Here is a 25,697-nt window from a genome sequence, read left to right on the forward strand (position 1 = left end):
CGTTATCGCAAGGATCCTAGACGATACCGAAATCTGATCCCCGAGGGCTAGGAAGCTCCCTCGGCAACCACCACGTCAAATAGAGACTTTGTGATCTCACCAACAAGGCGAGCATCGTCAATTGGTCTTCCCAATGAATCCACTACATAAAAGGTGTCGACTACGTCATCACCGATGGTGATGACTTTCGCATGCAGGATATCTAACCCTTTTGATGCTATCTCAAAGGTCAAACGGTGAAGAGTTCCAAGGCCATCGGGACCACAAACCTCTATAACTGTGGCCCGATCAGAAAAGTCGTCGTGGACAGTAACCCTTGGCGGTATCTTAGCACTCTCGGCCACCTTGCGCTTTTTGGCAGCGCTCTTAGACTTCTCATTCAAACGCCCCTCAAGGTAAGTGGGATCGACCAGACATTTTCTAAGCTCGTTCTCAAACTTATTCCAATTGGGTTCACGCCCATAAGGGCTAATCACCCTAAGTCGCTCTAATGCAATCACACCCTCGGAAAATACATCTGCCGACAGAATGCTGAGGTTCAATAGCGCCATCGTACCAGTCACCTTTGCAAAGAGGCCGACTTCGTCTGAGGCTGCTATCCAGATCTGGTTTCCTTGACTATGGATCAAAAGATCGCCATCAAATTTGGCTATCAAATCCAGTTCCAGCTCACCTAACTGATTTGAATCGACCTTGATCGAACCGCCATCTAAATAGGCTCGAGTGGCCTCAGTCAGCTTATTGATCAACTCCTCCTTCCACAAAGACCACGCGACAGGTCCTGTAGCCTTTGAGTCGGCCTCTGTCAAGACTCTAAGTAGCTCTAACGTTGTAATATCGACCACCTTTTCTGCAACGTCTAGAATCGTCTTTGGATCGCCAATATCACGTCTAGTAGCAACATCTGCTAACAAAAGATGGTGCTCCACAAGGCGAACCACGATCTCACAGTCTTTCTTCGAAAGACCCATCCGAATCGCAATTTCTGCTGCGAGTGAGGCACCCTGTGATGAGTGATCCCCATCGAGTCCTTTGCCTATATCGTGCAACAGTGCTGCGACTATCAATAGGTCTGGACGCTTGACATTACGACGAAGTCGACCAGCGCCAACTCCCGCCTCGATGAGGTGGCGATCAACGGTATAGGTGTGGTAGGCGTTCCTCTGTGGAAGATAGCGAACCCTCTTCCACTCCGGTATCACCTTATCTAAAAGTCCGTAATGGTCGAGGCGTTCCATAACCGCTATCGAAGCTTCGCCATAGGAGAGCAACGTGGTCAACGCCGTCAATGTAGCTGGCTCCCAAGGCTTATCGATAGTCCCAAGGCGTTCAGAACAAATCTCGAGGGCATCCACGCAAATGCCAAGACCCAAGGAAACCGATGCTGCCCCAATTCGAATAATCACCTGAGCATCAAAATCCGAAAGCGAAGCTGGGTCTATACAAATCTCACCGCCATGGGAAAAGACGCCTTTAGGTATCAACCCCCACGCGTCCCCAAGGTTCTTATAATTTACGCGTTTGGCATCTATGACCCTATAGGACTCCTCTAGTGCACGCGAGACAAAACGCCCTGCCTCTGAAATACGCCACATCAGTTCATCAGCGTCCCTAAAACCAAGTTGGGCACTTACGCTATCTTGATCCTGCAAAAAGAGTCGATTTTGCCCTCGGTCAGATCGCGCCTGAAGTACGTTTCGCACACGTAAAAGCAAGGTTGCGATCTCATCGACACGCCCTACAAAGACCTTGCGATCGGGGTCGGCTGCGACAAAATGGCGCAAAATAACGAGGTCTCGTAGCCCTCCATGTGCCTCTTTGATATCTGGCTCAAGCAAAAAGGCCAATTCACCCGACTCTACCCGTCGGGCTTCACCCTGTTGATGCATTATCACGCGATAGCGATCTAACCGAGAGGTAAATCGCTCCCAGATCTTTCGCTGTAGAGTCCTAAAGAGAACTTCGTCGCCATAGATCAATCGAGCATCCAGCATCCCCAAAAGAGCACGAGGATCGGACTCTGCGACTCGAAGTGCCTGAGCTACAGTTCGAACTGAATAGTCAAGGCCGACCCTTGAGTCCCAAATCGTATACCAAAGGGCTTCCGTCATGGCATCAACCGAGAGACGAGGCTTATGCAAAAGCAATATGTCAAGGTCAGAATTGATTGCAAGTTCACTTCGTCCATAGCCACCTATTGCAATGATCGCAACGCCCTGAAATCCCTCAGCCAGCCCAGCTACAAAGTGATCGGAGATGCCAGTCAGTTGGGCCATTGCCGTTGGATTTGACCAATCAGCTTGGCGCATCTTCGCACGTTCCGAGAGAAAGTTCTCTAAAAGAATTGACCGTGCCTCTGGGGTTCTCACTTTGGGCTCCAAAACATATTAAAAATGGGACGAATAAGCTTGAAAATCAATTGATCCCCTGAACTATTTGGCTAAATCTTACGACTCAGATTGAACCTAATCTACAAAGCGAGCCCAATCCATGCAAAGCATTTCAAAAGACCGCTCATGAACACCAAGATAAAAGGTGGAACGCTCAATACAGAGCGATCCACCTTTTATTCAAATACCCTGTATTACATACCTACTAAAACGTCTTCGAACTATCAAATCAGCTCTAAAGAGCGTCTGCTCCACGTTCGCCGGTTCTGACTCTCACGAGATCTTCCACGTTGACAACCCAGACTTTGCCATCTCCAATCTTGTCGGTCCTAGCCGCTTCCACCATCAGGTCAACGATCTCGGTTGCCGCTTCATCAGATACGACAACCTCTACCTTCAACTTCGGTACGAATTGCGTCTGATATTCAGCACCACGATAGACCTCGGTGTGGCCGCTTTGGCGTCCGTATCCCTGAACCTCGGAGACCGTCATACCCTTTACATCGGCCTTCGAAAGAGCATTTCTGACATCCTCTAGTTTGAAAGGCTTCACAATCGCAACTATCAATTTCATAGGATTTCACCAATCTTTCTAGTTGATACAATTGGCTCTTCCTTTGAGGCTACCGAAAGATGGGCCGAAGATGAGCCACTTCCGGAGAGGCTTCGAAGCAAAGACCCACCGAACTCATATGCAGATTCTGCATGGAGCGAAGTATCCATACCCTCAAGCTCATCGTCATCCTTGACCCTGAGGCCCATGGTCTTATCAATGATCTTCGCGAGGATCCAAGAGACCACGAAGGAGTAAATTCCAACTACCACAACGGCGATAGCTTGATGGCCAAGAAGAGCAAGGCCGCCACCGTAGAAGAGACCGTTCACTCCACCAATCGTTGAAGTTCCGAAAAAGCCGATCAAAAGCGCTCCGGTAATTCCTCCGACCAAGTGAACCCCGCCAACATCCAAGGCGTCATCTAGGCGAACCTTGAACTTAAGGCTAATTGCCAACGAACAAATGACCCCGGCTGCCAAACCGATAATCGTTGCGCCAACCACATTGACGAATCCACAAGCTGGGGTTATGGCAACCAGACCTGCGACCGCTCCAGAGGCCGCACCCAAGGTGGTTGATTTGCCACCTCTTATCTTTTCAACCAAGATCCAACCCAACAGAGCCGCTGCGGTTGCGGTATTCGTGTTCACGAACGCGTTAGCGGAGAGAACATTGGCTCCAAGTGCCGAACCGGCATTGAATCCGAACCATCCAAACCACAAGATTCCAGCGCCCAAAAGCACAAACGGTACATTGTGCGGTGGCATTGGCTCCTTTGGCCAGCCTTTTCTCTTGCCGACAACCATTGCTACAGCTAAACCAGCAGCACCAGCATTGATGTGAACTACAGTTCCACCTGCGAAGTCCTCGGCTCCGAGTTTAAAGAGCCATCCTGTTGGAGAAAAGACCCAGTGCGCTACTGGGGCATAAACAATGATCGACCAGATCAAAACAAATACCACAAATGGTCCAAAGCGAAGGCGATCAGCTGTAGATCCAGTAATCAGAGCGGGCGTAATGACCGCGAACATCATCTGAAATATTACAAAGACAAGAGGCGGAATAGTCTGTGCCGATGCTCCTGTATAGCCTGGTACCGCTTGGGTCATATGAGCTAATCCAAAAAAGTGCAAGGTACCAATAATCCCATAACCGCCCCAGTCTGTGCCAAATGACATCGAATAGGTAAGAAAGACCCAGACAATACTTACAATGCCAATTACAACGTAATTTTGCATTAGCATTCCAAGAACGTTCTTAGACCTAACCATGCCACCATAAAAAAAGGCCAGCCCTGGAGTCATGAAAAGTACCAAAGCAGAGCTTGCCAAAATCCAGGCGGTATCTCCGGAATTGTAGTGCATTTTCCTCCTTATTATCCACAATCCCGCTTGGTTAGCTCAACGACCCTGTCGAACCAAAAAAGCGATTGGTGCCAACTTATGAGCATGATGTTTCGGGATCAATTCGACATTGTTACTTCTCTGTTACGGCGTTGCACAATAGTTGGTGATTAAAACCCCTTCTCGCACTTTGGCCAACAATGCCTCAAGTTAATAGGTTTGCACACCGAAGTGTAGATAAAGCGAGGAGGTGAGTATGACATCACTTGAACTTGAATCAAAGATCTTCAGAATGGGCTCAGCGCTTGGCTGTGTTACCCTGGAAGGAGGCGAAACTCTTGCACCCTGCGAGCTAGTTTCTGTAAGTGCTGGAAAGCATGGAACACTTTGGGTATCCAATCTGGGCGAAGACATCTTCGTCGAAGTTGCCAAGGTAAGATCCATATCGCCAATTGCGATATAACAAAAGGCTTCATACTTATCAAGTTTCGTAAGCAAGAGCCATTTTGGAGTCAGATTCGCGAAGTAGCGGATGGGGAGACGCAAACACACATGTATTGAGAAGTCGCTCTACCAAGGACATTTCAAAGCATACTTATCAAGTTTCGTAAGCAAGAGCCATTTTGGAATCAGATTCGCGGAGTAGCGGATGTGGAGACGCAAACACACATGTATTGAGAAGTCGCTCTACCAAGGACATTTCAAAGTGCCTTCGGTTGAATCGGTATGCGAATTCCTCGAGGTAAAGTTGCTTATGTTCCTCACGTCCGTGGTATGTTCCGTCGATAAATTTCTTGGAGTTTTCAATTTAGGATCTTGAGCCATTTGAATGTTACATGTGCTTGTTCGTCTTTGGATAGAGTGAACCCGTGCGCTAGTCCAAGGTCTTTCAGCACATACCCCGTAACTTGGGTTACCATCACTTATCAGCTTGGTGTCGGAATCTAAACGTCTCACAAAAACATCTTTGGGTGATTTAGCAGTGGTATCTTTGATTACTTCCATGAAGCAATGAGTAGGAGCACTATTGCTAATCGATACTCCAATTAGGACATTGGTTTGTTTTGTTCCCTTTCCTCTTTAGCCCTAGCCCTCAGAGTCCTTGCCGGAAAATCTACTACAGTCATATATAGGGCGAGGATAGAGGAGTCATGAAAAAGGTATACCCAAGAGAACAAAAGGAACGAGTGCTGAGGAAGCTCTTAGAGCTAGGCGATGGTGGAAATGCTCCAGAGGGTGCTATTACCGAGCTTTCTAATGCTGAAGGAATTCCACTCAATACGCTCTACACCTGGAACGCGTCACTGAAACGAACTGGTGCCGTTGGCAAGTTCTCAGTATCTGGGAATCCGTCGCTTACGCTCTCGTCGAAAGCAAAGTACGAGATTGTTTTTAGAACTGAATCCATGACCGAACTCGAACTCGGTACCTACCTGCGAGAACTTGGGATTCTATTCGAGGATCTCGATAGCTGGAAGGTGGCCGATCAAGAAGCCAATGACCGCTCTAGTATCGCCGCAATGCATAATCAATCAGGCAAAATGAGACACGATGTCGATTCAGACAAGATATCCAAAGTCACTATTTAGCAAATTCTCAATACTTTCACATCTTCAAGATAAAAGATGAAAGAGTTAGAAGTTAGCTGCCCGTCAAAGTTAAGACGTTAGGACGGTCTAAGCGAAAAGAGGAATAAATGCCTTGGGATAATGGTATGTACGGAGGCGGACCGAACATTGCTGGTGTATTCGGGGTCTTTGTAGTTTTATTTGCGCTGCTTGGCTGCGCGGCTTATCTCCTTTTGCGCAACTTCTCTTTAAGCTATCAATCGCAGGTTAACACAAGCCCCCCATTCGACCCAGAAGACCCCAAGGTTATCCTCGATAAACGATTTGCAAGTGGAGCAATGACCGAGGAGGAGTACCGACGAGCCGCAGAAGTTTTAGGCTATCAAATTCCGCGCCGATACAATTCACAAGGCACCATCGACACAGCTAGCTGAAGTCGGTCCACCTCTAAAATCTCCCCAAAAAAGTCCCCAACCCCAGAAAACACCCCAAAAAAACAAGCCGATCGCTTTACCCCTGTGATCGGCTTGTTTTTTTAATTGTTCCATGAAATGGCGAAAACCAGTGGTGGCTATTGAACTATCGTGTTGGAGAGGCGGCCCAAACCTTCAATTTCAACGCTGACCACGTCCCCGTCTGATAGGAATGCCGGAGGATTTTTACCGGCCCCAACGCCATCGGGTGTGCCAGTAAAAATTAGATCACCAGGTCTTAGTGTTACAAATCGTGATATGTAACTGACGATCTCCTCCACGCCAAAGATCAAATTCGAAGTTCTAGAGTCTTGAGCCACCTCACCGTTAATAAAACTCCTAATCGAAAGGTCCTTACCAAAATCAACGTCCTTAGCAGGCGTTAGATAGGGTCCCACTGGCGTCGCGCTCTCAAAGATTTTGCCCTGGAGAAACTGTGAAGATCGCCTTTGAAAGTCCCTTATAGAGGTATCGTTTCCAACACAAAAGCCAGCGACATATTCAAAGGAGCGAGATGGGTCTATGTCCTTGGCACTTTTCCCAATTACAATTACCATCTCAGCTTCGTAATCGATCGATGTCGTAATCGCAGGAATAGCGATATCCGAATAAGCTCCAGTCAAAGAGTCGGAGTATTTCGCAAAGAGGGTTGGATACTTAGGAAGCTCATGGCCCATCTCTTGAACGTGCGCAGAGTAGTTGAGGCCAAGGCAGATGACCTTTGTCGGATCCAAGACCAATGGAGCCAAAGCAGACGGGTCAAGTCCCTCGTTAAGTTGGCCCTGACGGGCTCTTGAAATCACCTCATCGATCTCAACTTCTGACCTTAGGATTGCACCTACATCGTCAAAATCGCAAAAATAAAATGAATCATCCTCACGAACGGCGATGGCTCGCGTTCCGTCTTGCACCCATATGGTCGCTAATCTTTCCATCATTATCATCCTAAATAAGTTAATTGCCAACCTCGATGAATGAAAATCTAGTAGAAAACGACCACCCAAATGCTCGAAATGGCCAATTGAAGATCCAGGGCGCAGATGTCATCGAAAATGAGCGACATTATCCTTGACAACACCTTTGAGCCTCTGACTAGATCGACAGCTATAATCGATCCCTATCGTCGATACTCGATCACCAAATATCAATCTATAGCCACACGCCTAAAACCCTCGCAACTCAGATGGGCCTCACAAATAACTGAGGCTTTGGATCGGTCACCCCATCTAATCCAGGTAACAAAGCAGCCTTAGAAAGAATATAAAGAGCCGGTCTTGTGCAAAGGAGATCGCCAAGGATAAAAAGACCGACGGAGAGATATCTCAGATGCAGCCTCTAGTGGTCATTGGTCTCCGAATTTACAGTGAACACAGGGCCTCAGATATTCCTCATCCATACCAGCGGAAAAGGCCGATTCGAAAGCCATAGCCATCAATCGGTGAAAAGGCTAAGCCCTAAAAAGTTCACCTACACTCATCAAAGAGCCCCAAAAAAAATCTCGGCAAACTTGAATAGATAATCAAATCACAAAAACGTTTACAAATCACACTCAATTACAAAACAATTTAATAATAACTACATTGCATCATGGACTAATAAAGCCTCATTGAGTCAAGGATTGCAAAAATTGACAGCGACGCAAAGCTCTTACGAACAACTCTTTAGAAGGCTCGGCTTCGGTGCCAGTCAATCCGAGATCTCATCGGCGATGTCAATTGGCTACCAAGCAACTGTAAATAAAACTGTACAAACAGCACTGAACTCACCCTCAAACTTTTTTGCGCCACAGCCAGGACCGCTGACTTCATTCGAAGAACTCCACGCCACGCTGCGTTCCCGCAATTTCACGAACATCAAAGCGCTCACGAAAAAGATTCACGGCGAGGAGTTGCCTGCCGCAATAAGCTGGTGGTTGAATCAGATGGCCAAATCTCAAACTCCATTGGTCGAAAAGATGACACTGATATGGCACGGCCACTTTGCGACCGCAATCAATAAAGTCGGCTTGACATCTTTGATGCTCAACCAGAACAACACCCTTAGGCAAAATGGGCTCGGTTCAATGGAAAAACTAGCCACCAGCGTCGCGCAAGTCCCGGCAATGATGATTTGGCTCGACACCTATCTCAGCAAAGCAACTCATCCAAATGAAAACTTTGGGCGCGAGCTAATGGAGAGATTTCTAATAGGAGTTGGAAACTACTCACAGAACGACGTAGTCGCCGCCTCTCGTGCATTTACCGGATGGGGCTTCAACCCAACCACATTGGCATTCGTTTTGAATAACAAACAACACGACAACGGCAGCAAGACCTTCCTTGGGAACACCGGAAACCTCAACGGAACGGACATAATCTCGATCATTCTGTCAAAACCTCAGGCTGCCCAATTCCTAGCCTCGCGCCTCTTTAGCTTTCTGGCATATCCAATCAAACCACGTGACCCAATAGCAATAAGGTTGGCTTCGACTTTCAATCCCTCAACTGGATCAATTGCACCTCTGGTGGCTTCGATCGCTACGTCCCCCGAATTCATAAGCCCCCAAGCTGCAAGTGGACTTGCAAAGCAACCGTCGGAATACCTAGGCGGAATTATGAGGGCGCTAAAAGTCAACATCTCAACTGCGCACTCCAACATTTTAATGGAGATTCTAAACCTTTTGGGTCAAGTACCATTTAATCCTCCAAACGTTGGGGGGTGGCCCCAAAACGCCTATTGGCTCTCAACCGTTACCGCCTCCACGCGAGCCAAGGTAGCAAATATGATGGTCACTGCCGGCGACATCTCCCCCGTCTCTGACCTAAAACCCTCAGAGAGGGTAGATGGTACCTGTTCATTTCTTGGGATCTCAGATGCCTCACAATCTACAAAACAAGCCCTTGCGGCCTTAGTAAAAAAACCATAAGCTCTGGTGGCAATGGCACTTTGCTCCCCAGAATACACATCCAGCTGAACCGCTTGCAATACCGAGCAAAAGGAAGCAAAATGTCAACTTCAGGAGAACAGATCCACCTCTCTAGGCGAAAACTCATAGCTATCACCGGAACTGTTGGCGCTGGAGCTATCGTAGCGGGTGGCATTTACAGCCAGAATCAGCCTCACCCATTAAATGTTGTCATCAAGAGCCCAGCAAGCTCCGACAGAGTTCTTGTCATTGCAACACTGTATGGTGGAAATGATGCAATAAACACAGTAATTCCTTTTGAAGACCCAACCTATCAAAGCTCCCGAGGACCTCTAGCTCTCACAACCAGCGAAGTTAGTCCACTTGGCGCACAGGGCCTTTACCTCAACGGTGCGATGGTCAACACCCTTTCATTATGGAAAGAAAAAAAGGTGGCCATTATCCCAGGGGTTGGATACCCAAATCCAAATCTTTCACACTTTGTCTCAATGGATATTTGGCAATCTGGCTCCACCGACAACAATACATCAACGGGCTGGATTGGACGATATCTCGATGAGATCACAAACACTGACCCAATGACGGCCCTCTCAGTCGGATCATCGGTACCCCCACTTTGTGTGGGCGCCACGACACAAGCTAGCGCTGTAGCCTCACCCCTTGCGAGCCCAGATCCATTTGCCAGCTACGGTTCGGCCTATCTGGATATGGTAACGTCCAAGGAGCTCAACGGTGTGGGTCAATTGAGCGCTCAGGCTTCAAGCACTCTATTGAAATTGAACAGGGACATCTTGGCCCTAGGGGAAATCTCACAGAACCCAGGAACTAAAGTAAGCCCTACAACGATATCCGGTCAACTTGCAACAGTTGCTGACCTTTTAAATTCAGGTACTCCGACCAAGATCTTCACCGTTTCACAATCCGGGTTCGACACTCATGCCAATGAAAAAGGCACTCAATTTGAAGATTTGAAGATTTTTGATAGCGCGATCTCTGGCTTTCTCTCGACCCTTCACCCCAAAATCGCAGACAACGTCGTGGTGGTCGCTTACTCGGAATTCGGAAGACGAGTTCAGGTCAATGCGAGCGGTGGCACCGACCATGGTACCGCCGGAGTCGTCTTTGTCTACGGGAATAGCGTCAAGGGCGGGCTGGCCGGAGAATACCCATCTCTTACCAATCTATCGGACGGAAATCTAAAGATTACAGTAGATTACCGTTCAATTTACGCGACCTTACTCGAAAACGTCCTTTCGCACGACTCAAAGACGATTCTAAATGGCAACTACCCAAAACTAAATATAATCAAAACCTAGAACTTCATCGAAGGCGCACACGGATCGAAACGTGCAACCTAACGGTGGTCCAAGAACTCAGTATCACTACGCCGAAGTATTGCTTTCCGTCTCCAGACAAACAGATGGTATTAGGAGCAATTTTGCCCTATTCTTGGGGAAGAGATGCTAGAACCAATTAAAAAATAGCCACGAGGAGCTCACATTGTCACAGCCTAAAATCAACCAGATCAATTTCTTCTTTGATCCAATATGTCCTTGGACCTTTGTTGCTTCCCAATGGATTCGCAATGTCGCCAACACGAAAGGAATACCGTTAGTCTTTAGACCCTTTTCGCTGCAAATAAAAAACAGCGACAAGACTCCAACGGAGCCATTTATCTCATACTTTAGGGCATCTCAGCCAACCCTAAGAATGGCAGCAAATCTTAGAAAGACAGATCCCGAGCATAACTTGCCCATCTCAGAACTCTATTGGGAATTTGCAAAAGAATTTCACTTGAACAATAATAAATTCGAGATCAACCCAGTTGAAATTGCCCTTAAAATCGGCCTCGATGAAGCAACCATTAAAGCTAAGGACGATGAAAGCCTCGATAGCTTTCTAAAGAAGGAGATGGACTATGCACTCAGCTTCACTGGTAACGATGTTGGCGTTCCGATAATTGTACTCGAAAACGAAACCTCTCAACGTGGATTCTTCGGGCCAATTCTTGGCCGAGTGCCAAATGAACAAGAGGGTATTGACCTATGGAATAGCTTAATCCACGTAGCGGAAATGGACTTCTTCTACGAAGCTAAACGAATTCGAGGCTCCGTAGTTGTTTCATGAAAGCATTTCAACCGTGACTGAAACTTTTTATTCGTATGAAAATAGCTTACACAGCTATTTTCAGTAGATCGACAAAAACAGATCGATGGCGCAAATTGCTTGTAAACTTGCAAGTAATTTGCGCTTTTTCTAATTCAATTCTTAAAAGCCCATCCTAATAAATAAATCACTGACAGCCGTAAATAATTTAAAAATTGCCCTCAAGTATCCTGGAAAATAACCCAATTAAAGAATCAAGACGCAATCAATAGATATTCGACTAAAAAAGATCGATAAAAAGTCAATCACTGACAAGCAGGCTTTCACAAAGCCAAACTTGTCAATTAGGGCCTTCGGGTACTTTGAAATATCTGATCCGTGGCTACATTTATAGATTGTGTCGAGATAGATCCCAGAAATAAACCTTTAGGGAGTCTATAGCCAGAAACCTTTGACTGAATGATTTTAGGAGACGACTTGAATCCTCTTAGCATCCATCCACAGTCGCTCGAGTGAATAAAAGTCTCTTGTCTCGGGCATGAATATATGTACAACAAAATCACTGTAATCCATCAAGACCCAAGAAGTATCGTTAAGTCCCTCAATGGATCGAGGAGCTATGCCAAATTCAACCTTGATCTTGGCCTCGACTTCTTCTGCTAGAGACCGAACCTGACGCGAATTGTTACCAGAGGCGATTACGAAGTAGTCACAAACCGTACTAAGCTCAGATATATCTAATATCGTGAGCTCCTCACCTTTTTTGTCAGACAGTGCTTCGCCTGCCACTAAGGCGGCTCTTAGTCCGTCAAAGTCCAATTTTTTCTGATCTTCCAGCAAGAATCCTCCGAAGTATACCTAATAATCTATTCTAGCATCACCCATGCAAACCGATTCAAGATACTGCGCGACAATATCTCAGCTATTTCGATAGATCCCTGACCGAGCTATGTAATCTATGGTCTCCCTAGACAAAAGAAAATCTAGCGGACGCCCATCTCTAACTCGAGCCCTGATGTCGGTCGAAGAGACGTCAAGTGCTGGAATTTCCACAAAGTCAGTACGCCAATAACGTTTAATAGAAGCGTCGATCCGAGTTCCCGGTCTATTCACAATTATCAATGAGACCATCTCCGATAGCGTCTCAGATCGTTCCCATGTATCCAAACCTCCAGCGGCATCGGCTCCTACCACCAAAAAAAGTTCAGAATTTGGATATTGTCGAGCGACCTCACGCACCGTGTCGATGGTATAGGACTGCCCGCCACGTCTTATCTCCATGTCGCTTGCTTCAAGGCCCTCGACCCCTGCAATAGCAGCCTTGACTATCTCGTATCTAGTCGTAGCTTCAGTGAGCGCTCGGGTTCCTTCTTTCTGCCACGGAACATTTGCCACCACCATGAGAACTTTATCCAATCGAGCCTGCGCTTTGGCATTCACCGCAGCGACAAGATGTCCAACATGGATTGGATCAAAGGTCCCACCAAAAATTCCTATTCGGGTGAGATTTTTATCTATGTGCAAATCTCTATTCACCTTGTAACGCTGCCACCACTGGCGCAAACTCCTCTAATTCATTTTGATGAATTACCCAATAGTTGAAACCATATTCGCGACGCCTTGCCAAAATAGTCTCGGCAACCTGATCAACGGTCCCGCTCAAGACGATTGGAATCTCTCGCGCCTCTTTCCCTGATATGCCAAATGCCGGGGCCATAGAGTCAATCCAGTCATTTGCATCCGGACCCACCTTAGCTATGAAGGAGAGGCACTGTAGGTCAACTTCACCTATGCGATCGCCCATATAGGAGTTGACCCATTTAAGTTTCTCATCAAAAGCATTCGGTCCAACCTCAGCAACCAAGCTAGGCCCCACAGCTCCAGATGCCAAGTTTACGTTGACTCCAACCACATCACCATGGCGAGAAGCGACCTCTAGCATCTTCTTGCCGCCTCCGCCCACTATCAGCTTTGGAGCCATTCCTTCTGGGATTGTAATAGTGCTAGCATTCTCCAACTGGTAGTACTCTCCAAAATAGCTAAAGGCAGAGCCCAAAAAGAGCCCCTTCATCACTATCAAAGCCTCTTCAAGGCGTGCGATTCTCTTGCTCGGTGAATCCATTGCAATGCCAGCTCTCTCGTAATCAGCCTTCATCCACCCGGCCCCTAAGCCAAACTCCAGTCGACCGCTGCTAATCACTGAAAGACAAGCGAGTTCCTGAGCCAAAACGACCGGGTGGCGATAGTCATTGCAAAAGACAAGTGCTCCCAAGGAGATCTCTTTGGTTCCAAGCGCAATGGCAGTTAGAGCAGATATCGGTGACCACTGATCGCCCCCGAGATGGTCAGGTAAAAAGATCGACGAAAAACCAAGGGCTTCAGCTCTTTGAGCAAGCTTCACCAAAGATTCAATATCGGTCGTCAATTCCGAAACTTGAACGCCAAACCTTAAATGCCGCACGAGGTTACCCTTCAGTCGCTTTTGGCCATATCCTATAAGTAGAAAATATCCAAAGCTTTATTATTTCACAATTGGAATCAACATGATGAATCCTAATTCCATGTCGAGGAAAGTTCGGAATATCTTATTAGAGGGTCAATTGCAAACGCCTGAAAATGCCGGAGGGCTTACTCAAAGAGCGGTTGACAAAAATATGGAACTTGGGTTAGAGGTAAATTAATATGGAGACATCGGTGTGGACGCCTGACTCGTGGAGGAGACTCCCGATCGCCCAACAACCCGATTGGGACGACCCGAGCGAATTAGACGCGGTAGAAAAAGAACTGGGCAGCTACGCGCCTTTAGTTTATCCTTCTGAGATTCGAGAGCTCCAAAGCCAGCTCGCTAAAGCGGCTAAGGGTCAAGCCTTCGTGCTCCAAGCTGGAGACTGCGCGGAGTCATTCAACGACTTTTCAGCCGACGTAGTAAGAAACAAGTTGCGAGTCATCTTGCAAATGGCAGTAGTTCTAACTTATTCATCAGGGGTTCCAGTAATCAAAGTTGGCCGGATAGCGGGCCAATTCGCAAAACCAAGATCCTCTCCGATGGAAAAAATCAACGGCCAACTGCTTCCGGTATTTCGAGGGCATATAGTAAACGACGATGAAGCCTCGATCGACGCAAGAAGACCCGACCCCAAAAGACTCCTCAGGGCCTACCATCAGTCGAGTGCCACCTTGAACCTACTGAGATCGTTGACACGCGGCGGCTTCTCAGACCTCTCCAGGGTGCACACCTGGAATCAAGAGTTCGTCGCATCATCAGCCGAAGGCCAAGCCTATGACGCGGTGGCCACTGAAATTGAGCGGGCTCTAAAGTTCATGGCCGCCTGTGGTATCGACCTTGAACGGGAAGAAACCCTTAGAAAAGTCGACTTTTGGACGTCACACGAGGCTCTTCTGCTTGGGTACGAATCGGCTATGACCAGATATGACCGGACCTCTAAAACCTATCTGGATCTTTCGTCGCATACAATTTGGATCGGCGAACGTACTCGCGAGCTCAATCATGCGCACATGGAATTCTTTAGCGGTATCTCTAATCCGATCGGTTGCAAGATAGGTCCAAGTGCAACACCAAAAGAAGTCATTGAAATCTGTGAAAAACTAAATCCCATGAGGATACCTGGCAGACTTAGCCTCGTCTCTCGAATGGGCTCAGAAAAGGTCCAATCAGTACTTCCCAAGCTGATAAGCGCGGTTCAACAAGCAAACCATCCCGTCATTTGGTCCTGTGATCCGATGCACGGAAACACATTTGTCTCAGAAAATGGCTTTAAAACTCGAAACCTAGAGCAAGTAATTGACGAGGTTAGGGGATTCTTTCTAGTGCATCGCTCCCTTGGCACATGGCCCGGAGGACTCCACGTGGAGCTCACCGGCGAAGACGTGACAGAATGTCTCGGTGGTTCAGCCACGGTAAACGAAGAGGACCTAGATACCGCCTACAACACTATCTGTGATCCAAGATTGAATGCTAGGCAGAGTTTAGATCTCGCCTACCGGGTTGCGGAGATGTTAATAGGTGACTGACACAGCCGACATGTTGTCACCATGAACACTTGGATGGTCATTTAATACTGCCACTCCGGGTGCTATTTCAGACCACTGCGCAACGACAAGCTATACACGTGATGGCACAGCCTGCCCAAAAATCACGAATTATTCCAGCTCAAATGGATTAATCATCGATTTAAACCGCTAATAGGTTCAGTAATGTGCGCTTTGGTCGATACAAGCAACATAATAAAAACATCTCTGGGTGAGGTTTAAAGCGCTCGACTTCCTTCCTCAACCATGACAAAAACAAATATCAACTTAGAAAATTGGATGCGGAGTTTCCACTATGACAAAGCTAAAGTACGCAAAAGCAATTATCGGCTCGTGCGCGCTGGTGGCAGGCGCTGGTCTAGCACAGGCATCCCCACACCACGTCCTTGGCCGGCTAGCAAGCCCACAAAAGCTGTTTCACACAGCAAAGCTCACGGCAGCAACAACGATATCCGGATACCGCCTAATCAGCGCAAACGGAACCGTCTATACACACGGTGGGGATCGATTTTTTGGGGATGCCCATACCCTTTCGCTTGCTAAACCAATTGTTGGTTCAGCGCCCACTCCAGATGGCCTTGGCTATTGGCTAGTTGCTTCTGACGGTGGGATATTTTCCTACGGGGATGCAGCCTTCTATGGCTCAACCGGTGCAATGAGACTCAATAAGCCAATAGTGGGGATGGCCTCGACACCAGATGGCAAGGGATATTGGTTGGTCGCCTCTGACGGTGGGATATTTTCCTTTGGGGATGCGGCCTTCTATGGCTCAACCGGTGCAATGACCCTAAATAAGCCAATAGTGGGGATGGCCTCGACACCAGATGGCAAGGGATATTGGTTGGTCGCCTCTGACGGTGGGATATTTTCCTTTGGGGATGCAGCCTTCTATGGCTCAACCGGTGCAATGACCCTAAATAAGCCAATAGTGGGGATGGCCTCGACACCAGATGGCAAGGGATATTGGTTGGTCGCCTCTGACGGTGGGATATTTTCCTTTGGGGATGCAGCCTTCCATGGCTCAACCGGTGCAATCAAACTCAATAAGCCAATAGTGGGCATGCAGGCAACGCCAACTGGAGCAGGATATTGGTTGGTCGCCTCTGACGGTGGGATATTTTCCTTTGGGGATGCCAGCTATTACGGATCCCAAGGCGGTTCACAACTAACTTCTCCAATCATTGGAATCAACACCTCGAACCAAACTGTGGCGACAGCCTCTGGGGCTACTGGCTTTGACGTTAGCAACTTCCAATGCGCCAGCACGGCATCTCCAGCCACTGGCACGTTCGCAATCATAGAAGTAAATGGCTGGCCTTTTTCCGCCACCAATCCTTGTATTACCAAAGAAGCCTCCTGGGCGGGAAACAACTATCAGCTCTACACATTCTTAGCACTTCCGATTTCAGGAAACACGTCGAATCCCACCTGGAACCCATCCACCCCAACTACCGATTATTCTGTCGGGCCAAAGAGCACTACTGATATTGCATCTCAGGCTTACAACTATGGATACAACGCCGCAAAATATTCCTATGCGGCTGCCTCGAGCCAAGGAGCAACTTCCAACATATGGTGGATCGACGTTGAGGGTGCCACGAACTATTGGAGCCAGATTCCGTCCCTAAACGTAGCCGCTATACAAGGTGCCGCTGACTACCTAAGTTCGACCGGCGTTGTGGTCGGCCTTTACTCAGGGAATGCAGGGATGTACGCACAGATCACGACTGGCACAACCAGCGGAGCCGGGGCGATAATAGCGGGGGCAAAAGGTGGTCCAATACCCCTATGGTTCTACTCTGCAAGCGGAAGCGCCGCGTGTACAGCCACCACGAATCCATCGGGAAACCTAAATCCATTCGCCGGAGGTATCCCTTGGTACATTCAAAGTCAGCTTCCAAACGGTATGGACGTAGACTACTCGTGCTAGGTTCCACACAGAGGGCGATCTAAGGCTACCCATAAATTTAGGCGCAAAGCAACGGTCTAGATTGCATTGATAATTCGTGCCATTAGTTACATCTTGGAAAAGATACTTCAGTGGAAAAACTTGCAAAATAAGAGATTCCAAAGGTCCAAGCTAGGTCGTTAGCGCCAAGTGAATTTCAACAGTGGACTATTGCTGGCACCACTAAAGACTCTAAGGCAAGAAATTAGCGTACCTATCATTGAGATGGACAAACTACCACAGCTATCGATTAAGGCAAACATTGCAGTTCAATCTTATGTCGCAAAGCAAAAGCAAGTGAGCCACCACCGCACTCTTTAATATAAAGTGCCAATAAGTCAATAGATCCCTCATTATCCTCCTAAGATCGCAGTCGGAGGAGTTAGATGAAAAATAGAGTTATATCAGAGTCCATAGAAGTTAACACAAGCGCGTCAAACGTCTTTGATCTACTGGCCCAACCCAAAAAGCATTCAAGCTTCGACGGCTCGAATTCGGTGAAAGGTAACATCTCTGGACCAGACCGTCTCTACCTAGGAGCCAAATTCTCAATGTCAATGAAACTTGGAATTCCTTACCGTATTACAAATGAGGTCGTTGAATTCGAAGAGGGGCGCATCATCGCTTGGCGCCATTGGGGCCATCACATTTGGCGCTATGAACTTTTAGAGCTAGATGCCTCCAGATGCAGGGTCACCGAAACGTTCGACTATCGCAACGCTAGGAGCCCAAAGATGCTCGAACTAACTAAAGCTCCAAAAACGAATCAAAGATCGATAATTGCCACCTTGAATCGTATAGCAAAACTTTACTCTTGAGGACTCCACTGTTTGAGGCCGGACAATAAGCCCTCTGTGCGAGCGATTGGTTGGGTGGTTGATAGATGGATAGATTGATTGCGTTTATCCAGCAATTTTATGGATATTCATGGATTCTAAGACATTACAACTAATAACAAATAATAGGCGATAAGACTGGCATCTTTCGCAATTGATAGTCATTGGGCGCATTTAAAGATTCAATAGATGGATTTGCCTCATCCCGATCTTTGAAATGTGTCATTACCTAGGAATATCGGTACTCAAAATGATTGATTATGACTAGCGCCATTGCAATTGATAGTAGACACCAAATCCTCAACCAAATTTCGCCCAGTCTATTATAATAATGGCAAGTCGACACTTCACAAAGACTCTTACAATCTCCGTGTCTATCAAGCGCTGCGGATCACATGGATCTCTTCGCATCTCAATTAATCCTGTTGATCGCCACAAAACCTATCTGGCGTGAACTGGATATATCTCTTGGATACTTGCACCTAAAAAGCTCGAAAGACGAGGGGTTCTAGCCCCCTCAATTGAGTCACGACAGACCAAAAGCGAATGAACGCTTGCGATCTCAATGACGTATTGTTTGAGAGAGGTAACTCCGGTTCCCTTGCATATTGCATAAGCACTAGATATTGGACCTCGGTGCGTAAATACAAAGGTCGGACCTTCGCGTGCGTCCTGTCCCGCCGCCAAAAGTGCGTTACTAGCCTCCGCCAAAAGTTCTCCCAAGCAGAGGTCTACCCTGTCGTACATTTGCACGATTGACTCGCCACCCGGGCCAATCGCAGAGTCAATTTTGACCTCCACCAAGCTCAGGTTCGCCCATGCCTTACCATCGTCTTCTCCTGGATCTATCTCACAAAGGCCACAGAGGCGTTCTATGACACTTGGATCGATCCCAATCGCTAACTGAGCAGTCTGAGTTGTTCGCAAAATCGACGAGGCCACCACCCTTGAAGAAGAGATTGTAGAGAATTTCGAAGACAAAAATTCCCCTAGCTCAAGCGATTGAGCCATCCCAAATGAACTCAAGCCTCTACAGCCAAGATGTCCCCCAACAACCATATCCAAGGTGGATTGCGACTCCCCGTGACGAATCAAGATAAGCTCGATGAACCCTTTAGCCTTTTCCATCGCCCTCAAATACTCCCGGTCAAAGATTTCTAGGTTAGGTTCATAATCTTCAAGAAAACCTAACCTAGACGATCCACGAACTCTTCAAGCTGACGCAAATTCCGACATTCAACTACGCTGTCACAATATTTAGCGTACTCAGAGATGATCGAATCTCCAGAATTCCAATAGTTAGAGGGCTCTGGATTCAGCCAAAAAAGAGCTCTTGCATTTCTCCTAAGCTTGGCCAACAATTCCGCACGCGAGGAATGGTAATTGTTTCTGGCATCTCCCAAGATGATTATGGTCGACTTTTTATTAATCGATCTACCATATCGCTCTTCAAATTGCGACAGCGCATTTCCGTAGTCGGTATGGCCATCGATGTGAACAACATTGGCCTTGGTGTTTATATCTCGCAAAGCATCTTCGATGGAGGAGGCAGCATCGAAGTAGGCCGTAACCTCGTCACAAGCGTCGATGAAGACAAAACTCCTCACCTTCGAAAATTGCTCAGAGAGGGCGTAGACGAGTTGCAGCGCAAAACGAGCAAAGGACGAGACGGAGCCCGAAATGTCAGCAACGATAAATATCTCTGGCTTAGAGGGCCGTGGTGAACGAAACTTCAACGCCATAGGTACGCCACCATAACCCAATGATTCGCGAAAGGTCTTGCGAAAATCTAAGCCGCCCTTATGGCCAAGGCGTCGTCGCCGAGCCAAACGTGCGGCAAGCTTGTTCGCGAGAGGATTTATCGCGTGGCGAATTTTAGCTATCTCATCACGGGATGCCTGCATGAATTCGATATCTTCTGGAAGCGTAGGTCGCATAGTCTTAGCAACCGCTCTGGCACCACGATCCTCAACTAATAGCTGGCGCACCTCGTCAGCGACTGCAGAGCGAAGATTGGATAATAGTTCTTGTAGATCGTTTTCAACGACTGCGTCTGACATCTTGCCACCATCTAAGTCGCCAGATCGCGCCTCTCGTAACGCATCGTAGATCATCTCGATATTTAGTTGCTTTAGGGTCCTGTAGGTATAGTAGACACCACTTACTGCGCGTCCTGGCTCCATACCTGCATATCTAGCTACCGCTCCGCGTGCCAAACGCGACAGCCGAGCACGATCATTCTCCAAAAGCGCCTTTATGATCCAACTGCGCAGTTCACCTCCGGAGTCCCCTTGGTCGCGCGCCCCTTGAATCTCCGATCCCTTGGAGTCGTCACCCTCGCCCTCATGGTCTGGGGCCAGACCATGAGGGTCTTCAATCTCCAAAGAAGACCTTGATCTCTTTGAAAAAAAGACATCAAAGATAAGGTCGAAGACTTCACTATGGGACTCATCCTTTACCAAGGTGGCATAAAGGGCAACCCGAAAGGAGCTTCTGTCGACTTCACCTATTGCCGATATTGCCCTACCTGCATCAACCACCTCAGTCATTGAAACGGGAACACCAGCAAGGCGCAAGGTCTCTGCAAAGTCTACGATCTGATCAAACATAGCGCTAACCTAGGAGACCTTAGACAATACTTTTTCAATGTCAGCCTGATATTTCAATAAGACATTGAGAGTTGAGATCACCATTGGCTGTTCAAGTTCAGTCGCCCCTAGTGTCATCAAAGTGATAGCCCAATCTAGCGACTCAGAGATAGATGGATGTTTCTTCAAATCCAATGTTCGAAGCATCGCCAAGAAATCAGCTATCGAATTAGCCAACGCACTTGAAAGCCCAGGAACGCGCATAGTCAAAATAGCCTTTTCGCGATCACGGTCAGGATAGCCGATGTGCAAAAACAGACATCGTCTCTTTAGGGCTTCAGAGAGTTCGCGAGTATTATTCGACGTCAGAATTACAAGCGGATGACGAGTGGCGCTAATCGTACCATATTCAGGTATGGTGACCTGAAAATCTGAAAGTAATTCCAAGAATAGGGCTTCGGTCTCAACCTCGACCCGATCGATCTCGTCGATCAGCAAGACGGCGGGGGCCGATGTAACTATTGCCTTCAGCAATGGGCGATAGAGCAGGAACTCACTTGAAAAGATGTCGGACTTTACTTCATCCCACTCCGCCGAAGCACCCGAGGCTTGTGCTGACTGAATCCTAAGCAACTGCTTTGAATAATTCCACTCGTAGATGGCTTTAGCATCGTCCAAACCTTCATAACATTGGAGGCGAATCAGTTCGGCACCCAACGAGCTCGAGAGAGCTTTTGCCAACTCGGTTTTACCGGTTCCCGCTGGTCCTTCAACTAATATTGGCTTGCGAAGAACTATTGATAGAAATACAGTAGTTGAAATCGTCTTGTTGGAGAGGTACTTAGCCCCCAATAGGGCCTCATCTACCATTTCGATAGTCTTAAATTCCTGTCCGGTTGATATATAATCCTGATTCAATTGCATCTTTCTAAATATTATGTAATCAGGATCTAACCTGACCACTGCCTTCTATCACATACTTCTCAGTTGTGAGTTCAACTAAGCCCATTGGCCCTCTAGCATGAAGCTTTTGAGTACTAATTCCGATCTCAGCACCTAGTCCCAACTGATTACCGTCTACGAATCGTGTCGATGCATTTACCAAAACTGCAGCAGCGTCAACTCTTTCGCAAAAATAATTTGCATTGGCGTAACTCTCAGTGATAATCGCTTCTGAGTGACCGGTTCCAAAGCGCCTGATATGGTCGATCGCATCGGGCATATCATCAACTATCTTCACCGCTAGGACCAAATCCAGAAACTCAGTCGCATAATCGTCATCCGTCGCCAAAAGTGCCCGCGGAACGATAGCCGTCGTATTGAGATCGCCTCGCAATTGAACCGATGAGAGCCTCTCATCCAATGCGCTTAGAAGTTGGCGAGCAATCTTTGTATGTATCAAAACAGTCTCTACCGCATTGCATACACCGGGCCTTTGTACCTTGGAGTTCTCGATGATCTCGATCGCCATCTCAATGTTCGCGCTCTCATCGACATAGATGTGACAGTTTCCATCGCCATCAATTACATATGGCACTGTGGCATTTTCTTTTATAGCCTCGACCAAAGATCTACCACCTCGCGGGATCAAAAGATCAATCTTGCCATTCAACCTCATGAACTCACCAGCTGAGGCACGATCGGTGAAAGGAATCAAAGTTATAACATCTGGGCTCAATCCAACTTCACCAATTGCACCCCGCAACAGTGTTGCTATCACCCGATTGGAATTTATTGCAGCAGACGATCCTCGCAAAAGAGCGACATTCCCGGACTTAAGACAAAGTGCGCCCGCATCGGAAGTAACGTTGGGTCGGTTTTCGTATATAATCCCGACAACCCCCAATGGCACACGAACCTTTCGAACATTAAGTCCATTAGCCAATCGATAGCCGCTCGTTACTTGCCCTATTGGATCTGGCAATTTAATGATCTCTTTTATCTGTTGGGCCATTGCCAATACTCGATTGTGATCCAGCCTCAATCTATCGATAGCAGTCGAGGCGAGACCGAGCTCACTAGCCATTTTGAGATCGATCTCATTAGCAGCCAATATCTCATCACTATGGGCCAAAATTTCTTGTGCCATCATGGCTAGAGCAGCATTCTTGGTGCTTGTGGAAGCCGTAGCGACTACCTGGGTTGCACTCTTTGCGCCTTGGGCGAGCTCCTCTAAGGATAGATCTCTTTCTTCACTTGGTTCCATACCATTAAAGACTAACCTAAGCGGCCCGGTTCAAGTGGTCCAAATTAATATGGGCGAACTTAGGAAATCTCCAACATAGAGATCCAATTTCCAGCCACGTACTGCTCAAAAACAATTTAAACCAAAAATGAGCCATGGAACGGCGACAACATGGGAACTTAGGTCACTCAAGAACGATAAGGTCGTCCCTATGGATCAAGACCGATGAGAACTCAGAGCCGAGTTGACTCTTATCAGCATCCATAAGCCTCAAGAGATCGACGCCAGAGATCCGGGCCAGGCCCTTAGCGACCACCTCTCCAGAGAGTGCTCGCACCTCTATTGCTGATCCTACTTCAAAAGAATCGCCGACGTTTCTGACTCCCACATACAAGAGAGAAGAGCCACCTTGAGTAATCGCTCTACGTGCACCTTCATCTATCGTTACAAAACCATCAATTGGAAGCGCAAAAGCAATCCATAATTTACGAGCCGCCAATCGGCGCCTGCTCTTGGCCACCCAAGTACCTATTCCAGCAACTCGTTCAATAGCGTCATCTAGTGAGCTTGCATTTGAAGCCGAGGTGATCAAAGTCTCAACTCCCGACCAGGCCGCAATTCTAGCAGCCATCACTTTGGTCATCATGCCACCACTGCCGCGAGTCGTCCCTCTACCACCAGCCATGGCAGCCAACTCTCTTGAGACCTCTTCAACCTGTTCAATCAAGGTGGCGTCTTCAAAAATCCGTGGATCGCCAGAAAACAGACCATCTTGGTCGGTCAAAAGAACTAAAGTGTCGGCACCAACCAAACCTGCAACTAATGCCGCAATTCGATCGTTGTCCCCCAAGCGAATTTCGTCATCGGCGATCGCATCATTCTCATTTACAATCGGGATAACTCCCATCTCAAGCATTCTCGAAAGAGTAGCTTTAGCCGATAGGTATTGTCGCCGTTCCATAAAGTCTGAACCAGAGAGCAAGATCTGCCCCGCAAGCAAGCCCTCGAGGCTAAAGCGCTTGGCGTAATAGTCAAAAAGACGCCCTTGACCTACGCCAGATGCCACTTGGAGGAGATCCATCTCCGTCGGCCTATCGCCAGTCAAGCCAAGCATCCCTAAGCCAATAGCGATAGCCCCTGAAGTAACCACGACTACCTTGTGGCCCGACTTGGAAACCTTGACTATTTGCGAGCAGAGCGAATTCAATGTCGCTTCATTTATCTCAAATTCGTCCGTCGTAACAGATGACGAGCCAATCTTGACAACCAAATTCACCTTGGATCAAACCTCTACACTTTTACCAATCAAGTACCAATCAAGTAAGTCATAAATAGTGCGATCGGATTTCAAAAGCAGATCTAAAATCTTTCGCGATCGCATTTTGCAAAGTAGCAATAGTTACTCATAGCCATATTGGCGAAGGTTCTCGAGCCATTTAGTCGCGATAATATATAAATTCAAACTCCCCGATAGCCACTTCATCGCCATCGGTAGCTCCAGCTCGCACCAAAGATCGATATACCCCGAGATGATATAGTCGCGTATGGATATATTCTCTAGCATCAGGCGTAGTCACATCAGATAGAGCTACCGCTCGCTCTGCTGCACGCCCTGACACTCTGAATCGATTGGGCGCCTCACGATCGACACTATAGCCTTCGGTTGAGAGATTTATAACAATTTCATCGCTTGTAGCATCCATTGGCGTGACCTCTTTGGCGTTGGACACCTTCTCGGCTAAGACCTTTGTTAGCTCTGAAATCCCCATCCTTGTGACCGCGGAGATAACGAAATCCGCATCTACGCCGAAATAGTCACCTGGGTTCGCAATTATCTCTGGATCAAGGGTATCTGCCTTAGAGATGACTACTTCACAGGGTCGCTCTAAGAGATCTGGCATATATGCGCCAAGCTCTTGTTGGAGGATCTCGTATTGATCCAACACAGCCTTACCTTGGGATTCAAGACCATCTAACAAATAAACAAGAACGCGGGCCCGTTCGATATGTCGGAGAAATTCATGGCCAAGTCCACGCCCTTCTGAGGCACCTTCGATTAAACCTGGAATATCAGCGACAACATATTCAGAAAAATTAGAGCTGTCGCCCAAACGCACGACGCCCAAATTGGGCTTTAAAGTAGTGAATGGATAGTCAGCTATCTTTGGTTGGGCGCGACTCATAACCGAGATCAAAGTTGACTTACCCGCATTCGGAAAACCAACCAGCGCGACATCGGCACGAAGCTTCAATTCGAGGTTGAACCAAAACTCCTCGCCCTTCTCGCCTTGTTCTGCGAAGGTAGGAGCACGACGCTTATTGGCTAGAAATCGTGCATTTCCTCGCCCGCCTTGACCCCCCTTTGCTGCCACATAACGCATCCCGGGAAGAGAGAGATCACAAAGAGCTAAGCCTTCGAGGTCATGAACTACCGTACCGGTAGGAACCCGAACAACCAGCTCCTTGCCACGATGGCCATGGCGAGCTTTGCCCATTCCGTGAACGCCGCTCTCAGCCTTTCGAAAGGGTTGGTCGACGAACGTCAAGAGCGACACCATGTCGTCAGTGGCAAGCAAAACAACATTTCCTCCGTCACCACCGTCGCCTCCATCAGGGCCGCCCTTATCGACGTGAGCTTCACGGCGGAAAGATATTGATCCCGCACCACCGTCACCAGCCTTGACGTGCAGCTGGGCCTTGTCGACGAAACCTGACATACTATTCCTTTCAAAATGAATGAACCTCGGGT

At 47.7% G+C, this 25,697-nt stretch carries 22 protein-coding genes and 1 pseudogene; 9 read left to right on the forward strand and 14 right to left on the reverse strand.

Annotation, left to right across the window (positions count from 1 at the left end; translation table 11 throughout):
- Positions 1–47: 47 nt before the first annotated feature.
- The 3 genes from AXFE_RS01165 to AXFE_RS01175 form a co-directional block, all read right to left on the reverse strand.
- Entirely contained in the window at positions 48–2,369 is a 2,322-nt protein-coding gene (locus AXFE_RS01165; protein ID WP_052604071.1) for a [protein-PII] uridylyltransferase, read from the reverse strand.
- Between the two features lie 256 nt (positions 2,370–2,625).
- Positions 2,626–2,964: a P-II family nitrogen regulator gene (locus tag AXFE_RS01170; protein ID WP_052604072.1), complete on the reverse strand. Its 339-nt coding sequence runs from the start codon at positions 2,962–2,964 to the stop codon at positions 2,626–2,628.
- Complete coding sequence (locus AXFE_RS01175; RefSeq protein ID WP_052604073.1) at positions 2,961–4,310, reverse strand: ammonium transporter; 1,350 nt, start codon at positions 4,308–4,310, stop codon at positions 2,961–2,963. The genes AXFE_RS01170 and AXFE_RS01175 overlap by 4 nt, the downstream gene beginning before the upstream one ends.
- Before the next feature lie 235 nt (positions 4,311–4,545).
- On the opposite strand from AXFE_RS01175, the gene AXFE_RS01180 reads away from it, so the two are divergent.
- Positions 4,546–4,752, forward strand: coding sequence for a hypothetical protein (locus AXFE_RS01180; protein ID WP_052604074.1), 207 nt, complete (start codon positions 4,546–4,548; stop codon positions 4,750–4,752).
- 135 nt (positions 4,753–4,887) lie between these two features.
- On the opposite strand, the pseudogene AXFE_RS18915 reads toward AXFE_RS01180, so the two are convergent.
- Positions 4,888–5,369 (reverse strand): annotated as a pseudogene (locus AXFE_RS18915) (IS1595 family transposase); the annotation flags it as partial.
- 71 nt (positions 5,370–5,440) lie between these two features.
- Here AXFE_RS18915 and AXFE_RS01185 point away from each other — a divergent pair.
- Together AXFE_RS01185 and AXFE_RS01190 are read left to right on the forward strand one after the other, a co-directional pair.
- Positions 5,441–5,878, forward strand: coding sequence for a hypothetical protein (locus tag AXFE_RS01185; RefSeq protein WP_052604075.1), 438 nt, complete (start codon positions 5,441–5,443; stop codon positions 5,876–5,878).
- 107 nt (positions 5,879–5,985) lie between these two features.
- Positions 5,986–6,291: an SHOCT domain-containing protein gene (locus AXFE_RS01190; RefSeq protein ID WP_052604076.1), complete on the forward strand. Its 306-nt coding sequence runs from the start codon at positions 5,986–5,988 to the stop codon at positions 6,289–6,291.
- Between the two features lie 137 nt (positions 6,292–6,428).
- Here the strand turns inward: AXFE_RS01190 and AXFE_RS01195 are convergent, their stop codons facing one another.
- A complete protein-coding gene (locus tag AXFE_RS01195; RefSeq protein ID WP_160291681.1) occupies positions 6,429–7,268 on the reverse strand; it encodes a fumarylacetoacetate hydrolase family protein in 840 nt (279 codons plus the stop codon).
- A 689-nt stretch (positions 7,269–7,957) separates the two neighbouring features.
- On the opposite strand from AXFE_RS01195, the gene AXFE_RS01205 reads away from it, so the two are divergent.
- The 3 genes from AXFE_RS01205 to AXFE_RS01215 all read left to right on the forward strand — a co-directional run bounded on the left by AXFE_RS01205 (position 7,958) and on the right by AXFE_RS01215 (position 11,362).
- Positions 7,958–9,235, forward strand: a complete 1,278-nt coding sequence (locus AXFE_RS01205; protein ID WP_052604079.1) for a DUF1800 domain-containing protein — start codon at positions 7,958–7,960, stop codon at positions 9,233–9,235.
- An 80-nt stretch (positions 9,236–9,315) separates the two neighbouring features.
- The gene (locus AXFE_RS01210) at positions 9,316–10,551 is read left to right on the forward strand and encodes a DUF1501 domain-containing protein (protein ID WP_052604080.1); all 1,236 of its coding nucleotides are present in this window, start codon (positions 9,316–9,318) and stop codon (positions 10,549–10,551) included.
- A 184-nt stretch (positions 10,552–10,735) separates the two neighbouring features.
- Positions 10,736–11,362: a mycothiol-dependent nitroreductase Rv2466c family protein gene (locus AXFE_RS01215; RefSeq protein WP_052604081.1), complete on the forward strand. Its 627-nt coding sequence runs from the start codon at positions 10,736–10,738 to the stop codon at positions 11,360–11,362.
- Positions 11,363–11,806: 444 nt separating this feature from the next.
- Here the strand turns inward: AXFE_RS01215 and rsfS are convergent, their stop codons facing one another.
- The 3 genes from rsfS to AXFE_RS01230 all read right to left on the reverse strand — a co-directional run bounded on the left by rsfS (position 11,807) and on the right by AXFE_RS01230 (position 13,802).
- Positions 11,807–12,181, reverse strand: coding sequence for a ribosome silencing factor (gene rsfS, locus AXFE_RS01220; RefSeq protein WP_052604082.1), 375 nt, complete (start codon positions 12,179–12,181; stop codon positions 11,807–11,809).
- 78 nt (positions 12,182–12,259) lie between these two features.
- On the reverse strand, positions 12,260–12,865 hold the full coding sequence (gene nadD / locus AXFE_RS01225; protein WP_160291682.1) for a nicotinate-nucleotide adenylyltransferase: 606 nt from the start codon (positions 12,863–12,865) through the stop codon (positions 12,260–12,262).
- Between the two features lie 4 nt (positions 12,866–12,869).
- Positions 12,870–13,802, reverse strand: coding sequence for a TIGR03621 family F420-dependent LLM class oxidoreductase (locus AXFE_RS01230; RefSeq protein WP_052604083.1), 933 nt, complete (start codon positions 13,800–13,802; stop codon positions 12,870–12,872).
- Positions 13,803–14,023: 221 nt separating this feature from the next.
- On the opposite strand from AXFE_RS01230, the gene AXFE_RS01235 reads away from it, so the two are divergent.
- The 3 genes from AXFE_RS01235 (at position 14,024) to AXFE_RS01245 (ending at position 18,157) form a co-directional block, all read left to right on the forward strand.
- Positions 14,024–15,373, forward strand: coding sequence for a class II 3-deoxy-7-phosphoheptulonate synthase (locus AXFE_RS01235; protein WP_052604084.1), 1,350 nt, complete (start codon positions 14,024–14,026; stop codon positions 15,371–15,373).
- Positions 15,374–15,686: 313 nt separating this feature from the next.
- Positions 15,687–17,321, forward strand: a complete 1,635-nt coding sequence (locus tag AXFE_RS01240; protein WP_052604085.1) for a glycoside hydrolase family 25 domain-containing protein — start codon at positions 15,687–15,689, stop codon at positions 17,319–17,321.
- A gap of 404 nt (positions 17,322–17,725) precedes the next feature.
- On the forward strand, positions 17,726–18,157 hold the full coding sequence (locus tag AXFE_RS01245) for an SRPBCC family protein (RefSeq protein WP_052604086.1): 432 nt from the start codon (positions 17,726–17,728) through the stop codon (positions 18,155–18,157).
- Between the two features lie 459 nt (positions 18,158–18,616).
- Here the strand turns inward: AXFE_RS01245 and AXFE_RS01250 are convergent, their stop codons facing one another.
- From AXFE_RS01250 to obgE, 6 genes are all read right to left on the reverse strand, one after another.
- Entirely contained in the window at positions 18,617–19,303 is a 687-nt protein-coding gene (locus AXFE_RS01250; protein WP_052604087.1) for a histidine phosphatase family protein, read from the reverse strand.
- Positions 19,304–19,362: 59 nt separating this feature from the next.
- Positions 19,363–20,784: a vWA domain-containing protein gene (locus tag AXFE_RS01255; RefSeq protein ID WP_052604088.1), complete on the reverse strand. Its 1,422-nt coding sequence runs from the start codon at positions 20,782–20,784 to the stop codon at positions 19,363–19,365.
- Positions 20,785–20,793: 9 nt separating this feature from the next.
- Positions 20,794–21,633, reverse strand: a complete 840-nt coding sequence (locus tag AXFE_RS01260) for an AAA family ATPase (RefSeq protein ID WP_152625786.1) — start codon at positions 21,631–21,633, stop codon at positions 20,794–20,796.
- A gap of 73 nt (positions 21,634–21,706) precedes the next feature.
- Positions 21,707–22,969, reverse strand: a complete 1,263-nt coding sequence (locus tag AXFE_RS01265) for a glutamate-5-semialdehyde dehydrogenase (RefSeq protein ID WP_052604090.1) — start codon at positions 22,967–22,969, stop codon at positions 21,707–21,709.
- Between the two features lie 163 nt (positions 22,970–23,132).
- Complete coding sequence (proB, locus tag AXFE_RS01270; RefSeq protein ID WP_052604091.1) at positions 23,133–24,224, reverse strand: glutamate 5-kinase; 1,092 nt, start codon at positions 24,222–24,224, stop codon at positions 23,133–23,135.
- 160 nt (positions 24,225–24,384) lie between these two features.
- Positions 24,385–25,665, reverse strand: coding sequence for a GTPase ObgE (obgE, locus tag AXFE_RS01275; protein ID WP_052604092.1), 1,281 nt, complete (start codon positions 25,663–25,665; stop codon positions 24,385–24,387).
- Positions 25,666–25,697 lie beyond the last annotated feature (32 nt).

Origin of the sequence: Acidithrix ferrooxidans, assembly GCF_000949295.1 — a bacterium.
GTDB lineage: Bacteria > Actinomycetota > Acidimicrobiia > Acidimicrobiales > Acidimicrobiaceae > Acidithrix > Acidithrix ferrooxidans.

Coding starts and splice junctions, on each gene's coding strand:
- obgE (WP_052604092.1), bottom strand. CDS start 25,665: ATGTCAGGTTTCGTCGACAAGGCCCAGCTGCACGTCAAGGCTGGTGAC.
- AXFE_RS01235 (WP_052604084.1), top strand. CDS start 14,024: ATGGAGACATCGGTGTGGACGCCTGACTCGTGGAGGAGACTCCCGATC.
- AXFE_RS01185 (WP_052604075.1), top strand. CDS start 5,441: ATGAAAAAGGTATACCCAAGAGAACAAAAGGAACGAGTGCTGAGGAAG.
- AXFE_RS01255 (WP_052604088.1), bottom strand. CDS start 20,784: ATGTTTGATCAGATCGTAGACTTTGCAGAGACCTTGCGCCTTGCTGGT.
- AXFE_RS01190 (WP_052604076.1), top strand. CDS start 5,986: ATGCCTTGGGATAATGGTATGTACGGAGGCGGACCGAACATTGCTGGT.
- AXFE_RS01260 (WP_152625786.1), bottom strand. CDS start 21,633: ATGGTAGATGAGGCCCTATTGGGGGCTAAGTACCTCTCCAACAAGACG.
- AXFE_RS01265 (WP_052604090.1), bottom strand. CDS start 22,969: ATGGAACCAAGTGAAGAAAGAGATCTATCCTTAGAGGAGCTCGCCCAA.
- AXFE_RS01180 (WP_052604074.1), top strand. CDS start 4,546: ATGACATCACTTGAACTTGAATCAAAGATCTTCAGAATGGGCTCAGCG.
- AXFE_RS01195 (WP_160291681.1), bottom strand. CDS start 7,268: ATGATGGAAAGATTAGCGACCATATGGGTGCAAGACGGAACGCGAGCC.
- AXFE_RS01210 (WP_052604080.1), top strand. CDS start 9,316: ATGTCAACTTCAGGAGAACAGATCCACCTCTCTAGGCGAAAACTCATA.
- AXFE_RS01250 (WP_052604087.1), bottom strand. CDS start 19,303: ATGGAAAAGGCTAAAGGGTTCATCGAGCTTATCTTGATTCGTCACGGG.
- AXFE_RS01245 (WP_052604086.1), top strand. CDS start 17,726: ATGAAAAATAGAGTTATATCAGAGTCCATAGAAGTTAACACAAGCGCG.
- AXFE_RS01170 (WP_052604072.1), bottom strand. CDS start 2,964: ATGAAATTGATAGTTGCGATTGTGAAGCCTTTCAAACTAGAGGATGTC.
- AXFE_RS01240 (WP_052604085.1), top strand. CDS start 15,687: ATGACAAAGCTAAAGTACGCAAAAGCAATTATCGGCTCGTGCGCGCTG.
- AXFE_RS01175 (WP_052604073.1), bottom strand. CDS start 4,310: ATGCACTACAATTCCGGAGATACCGCCTGGATTTTGGCAAGCTCTGCT.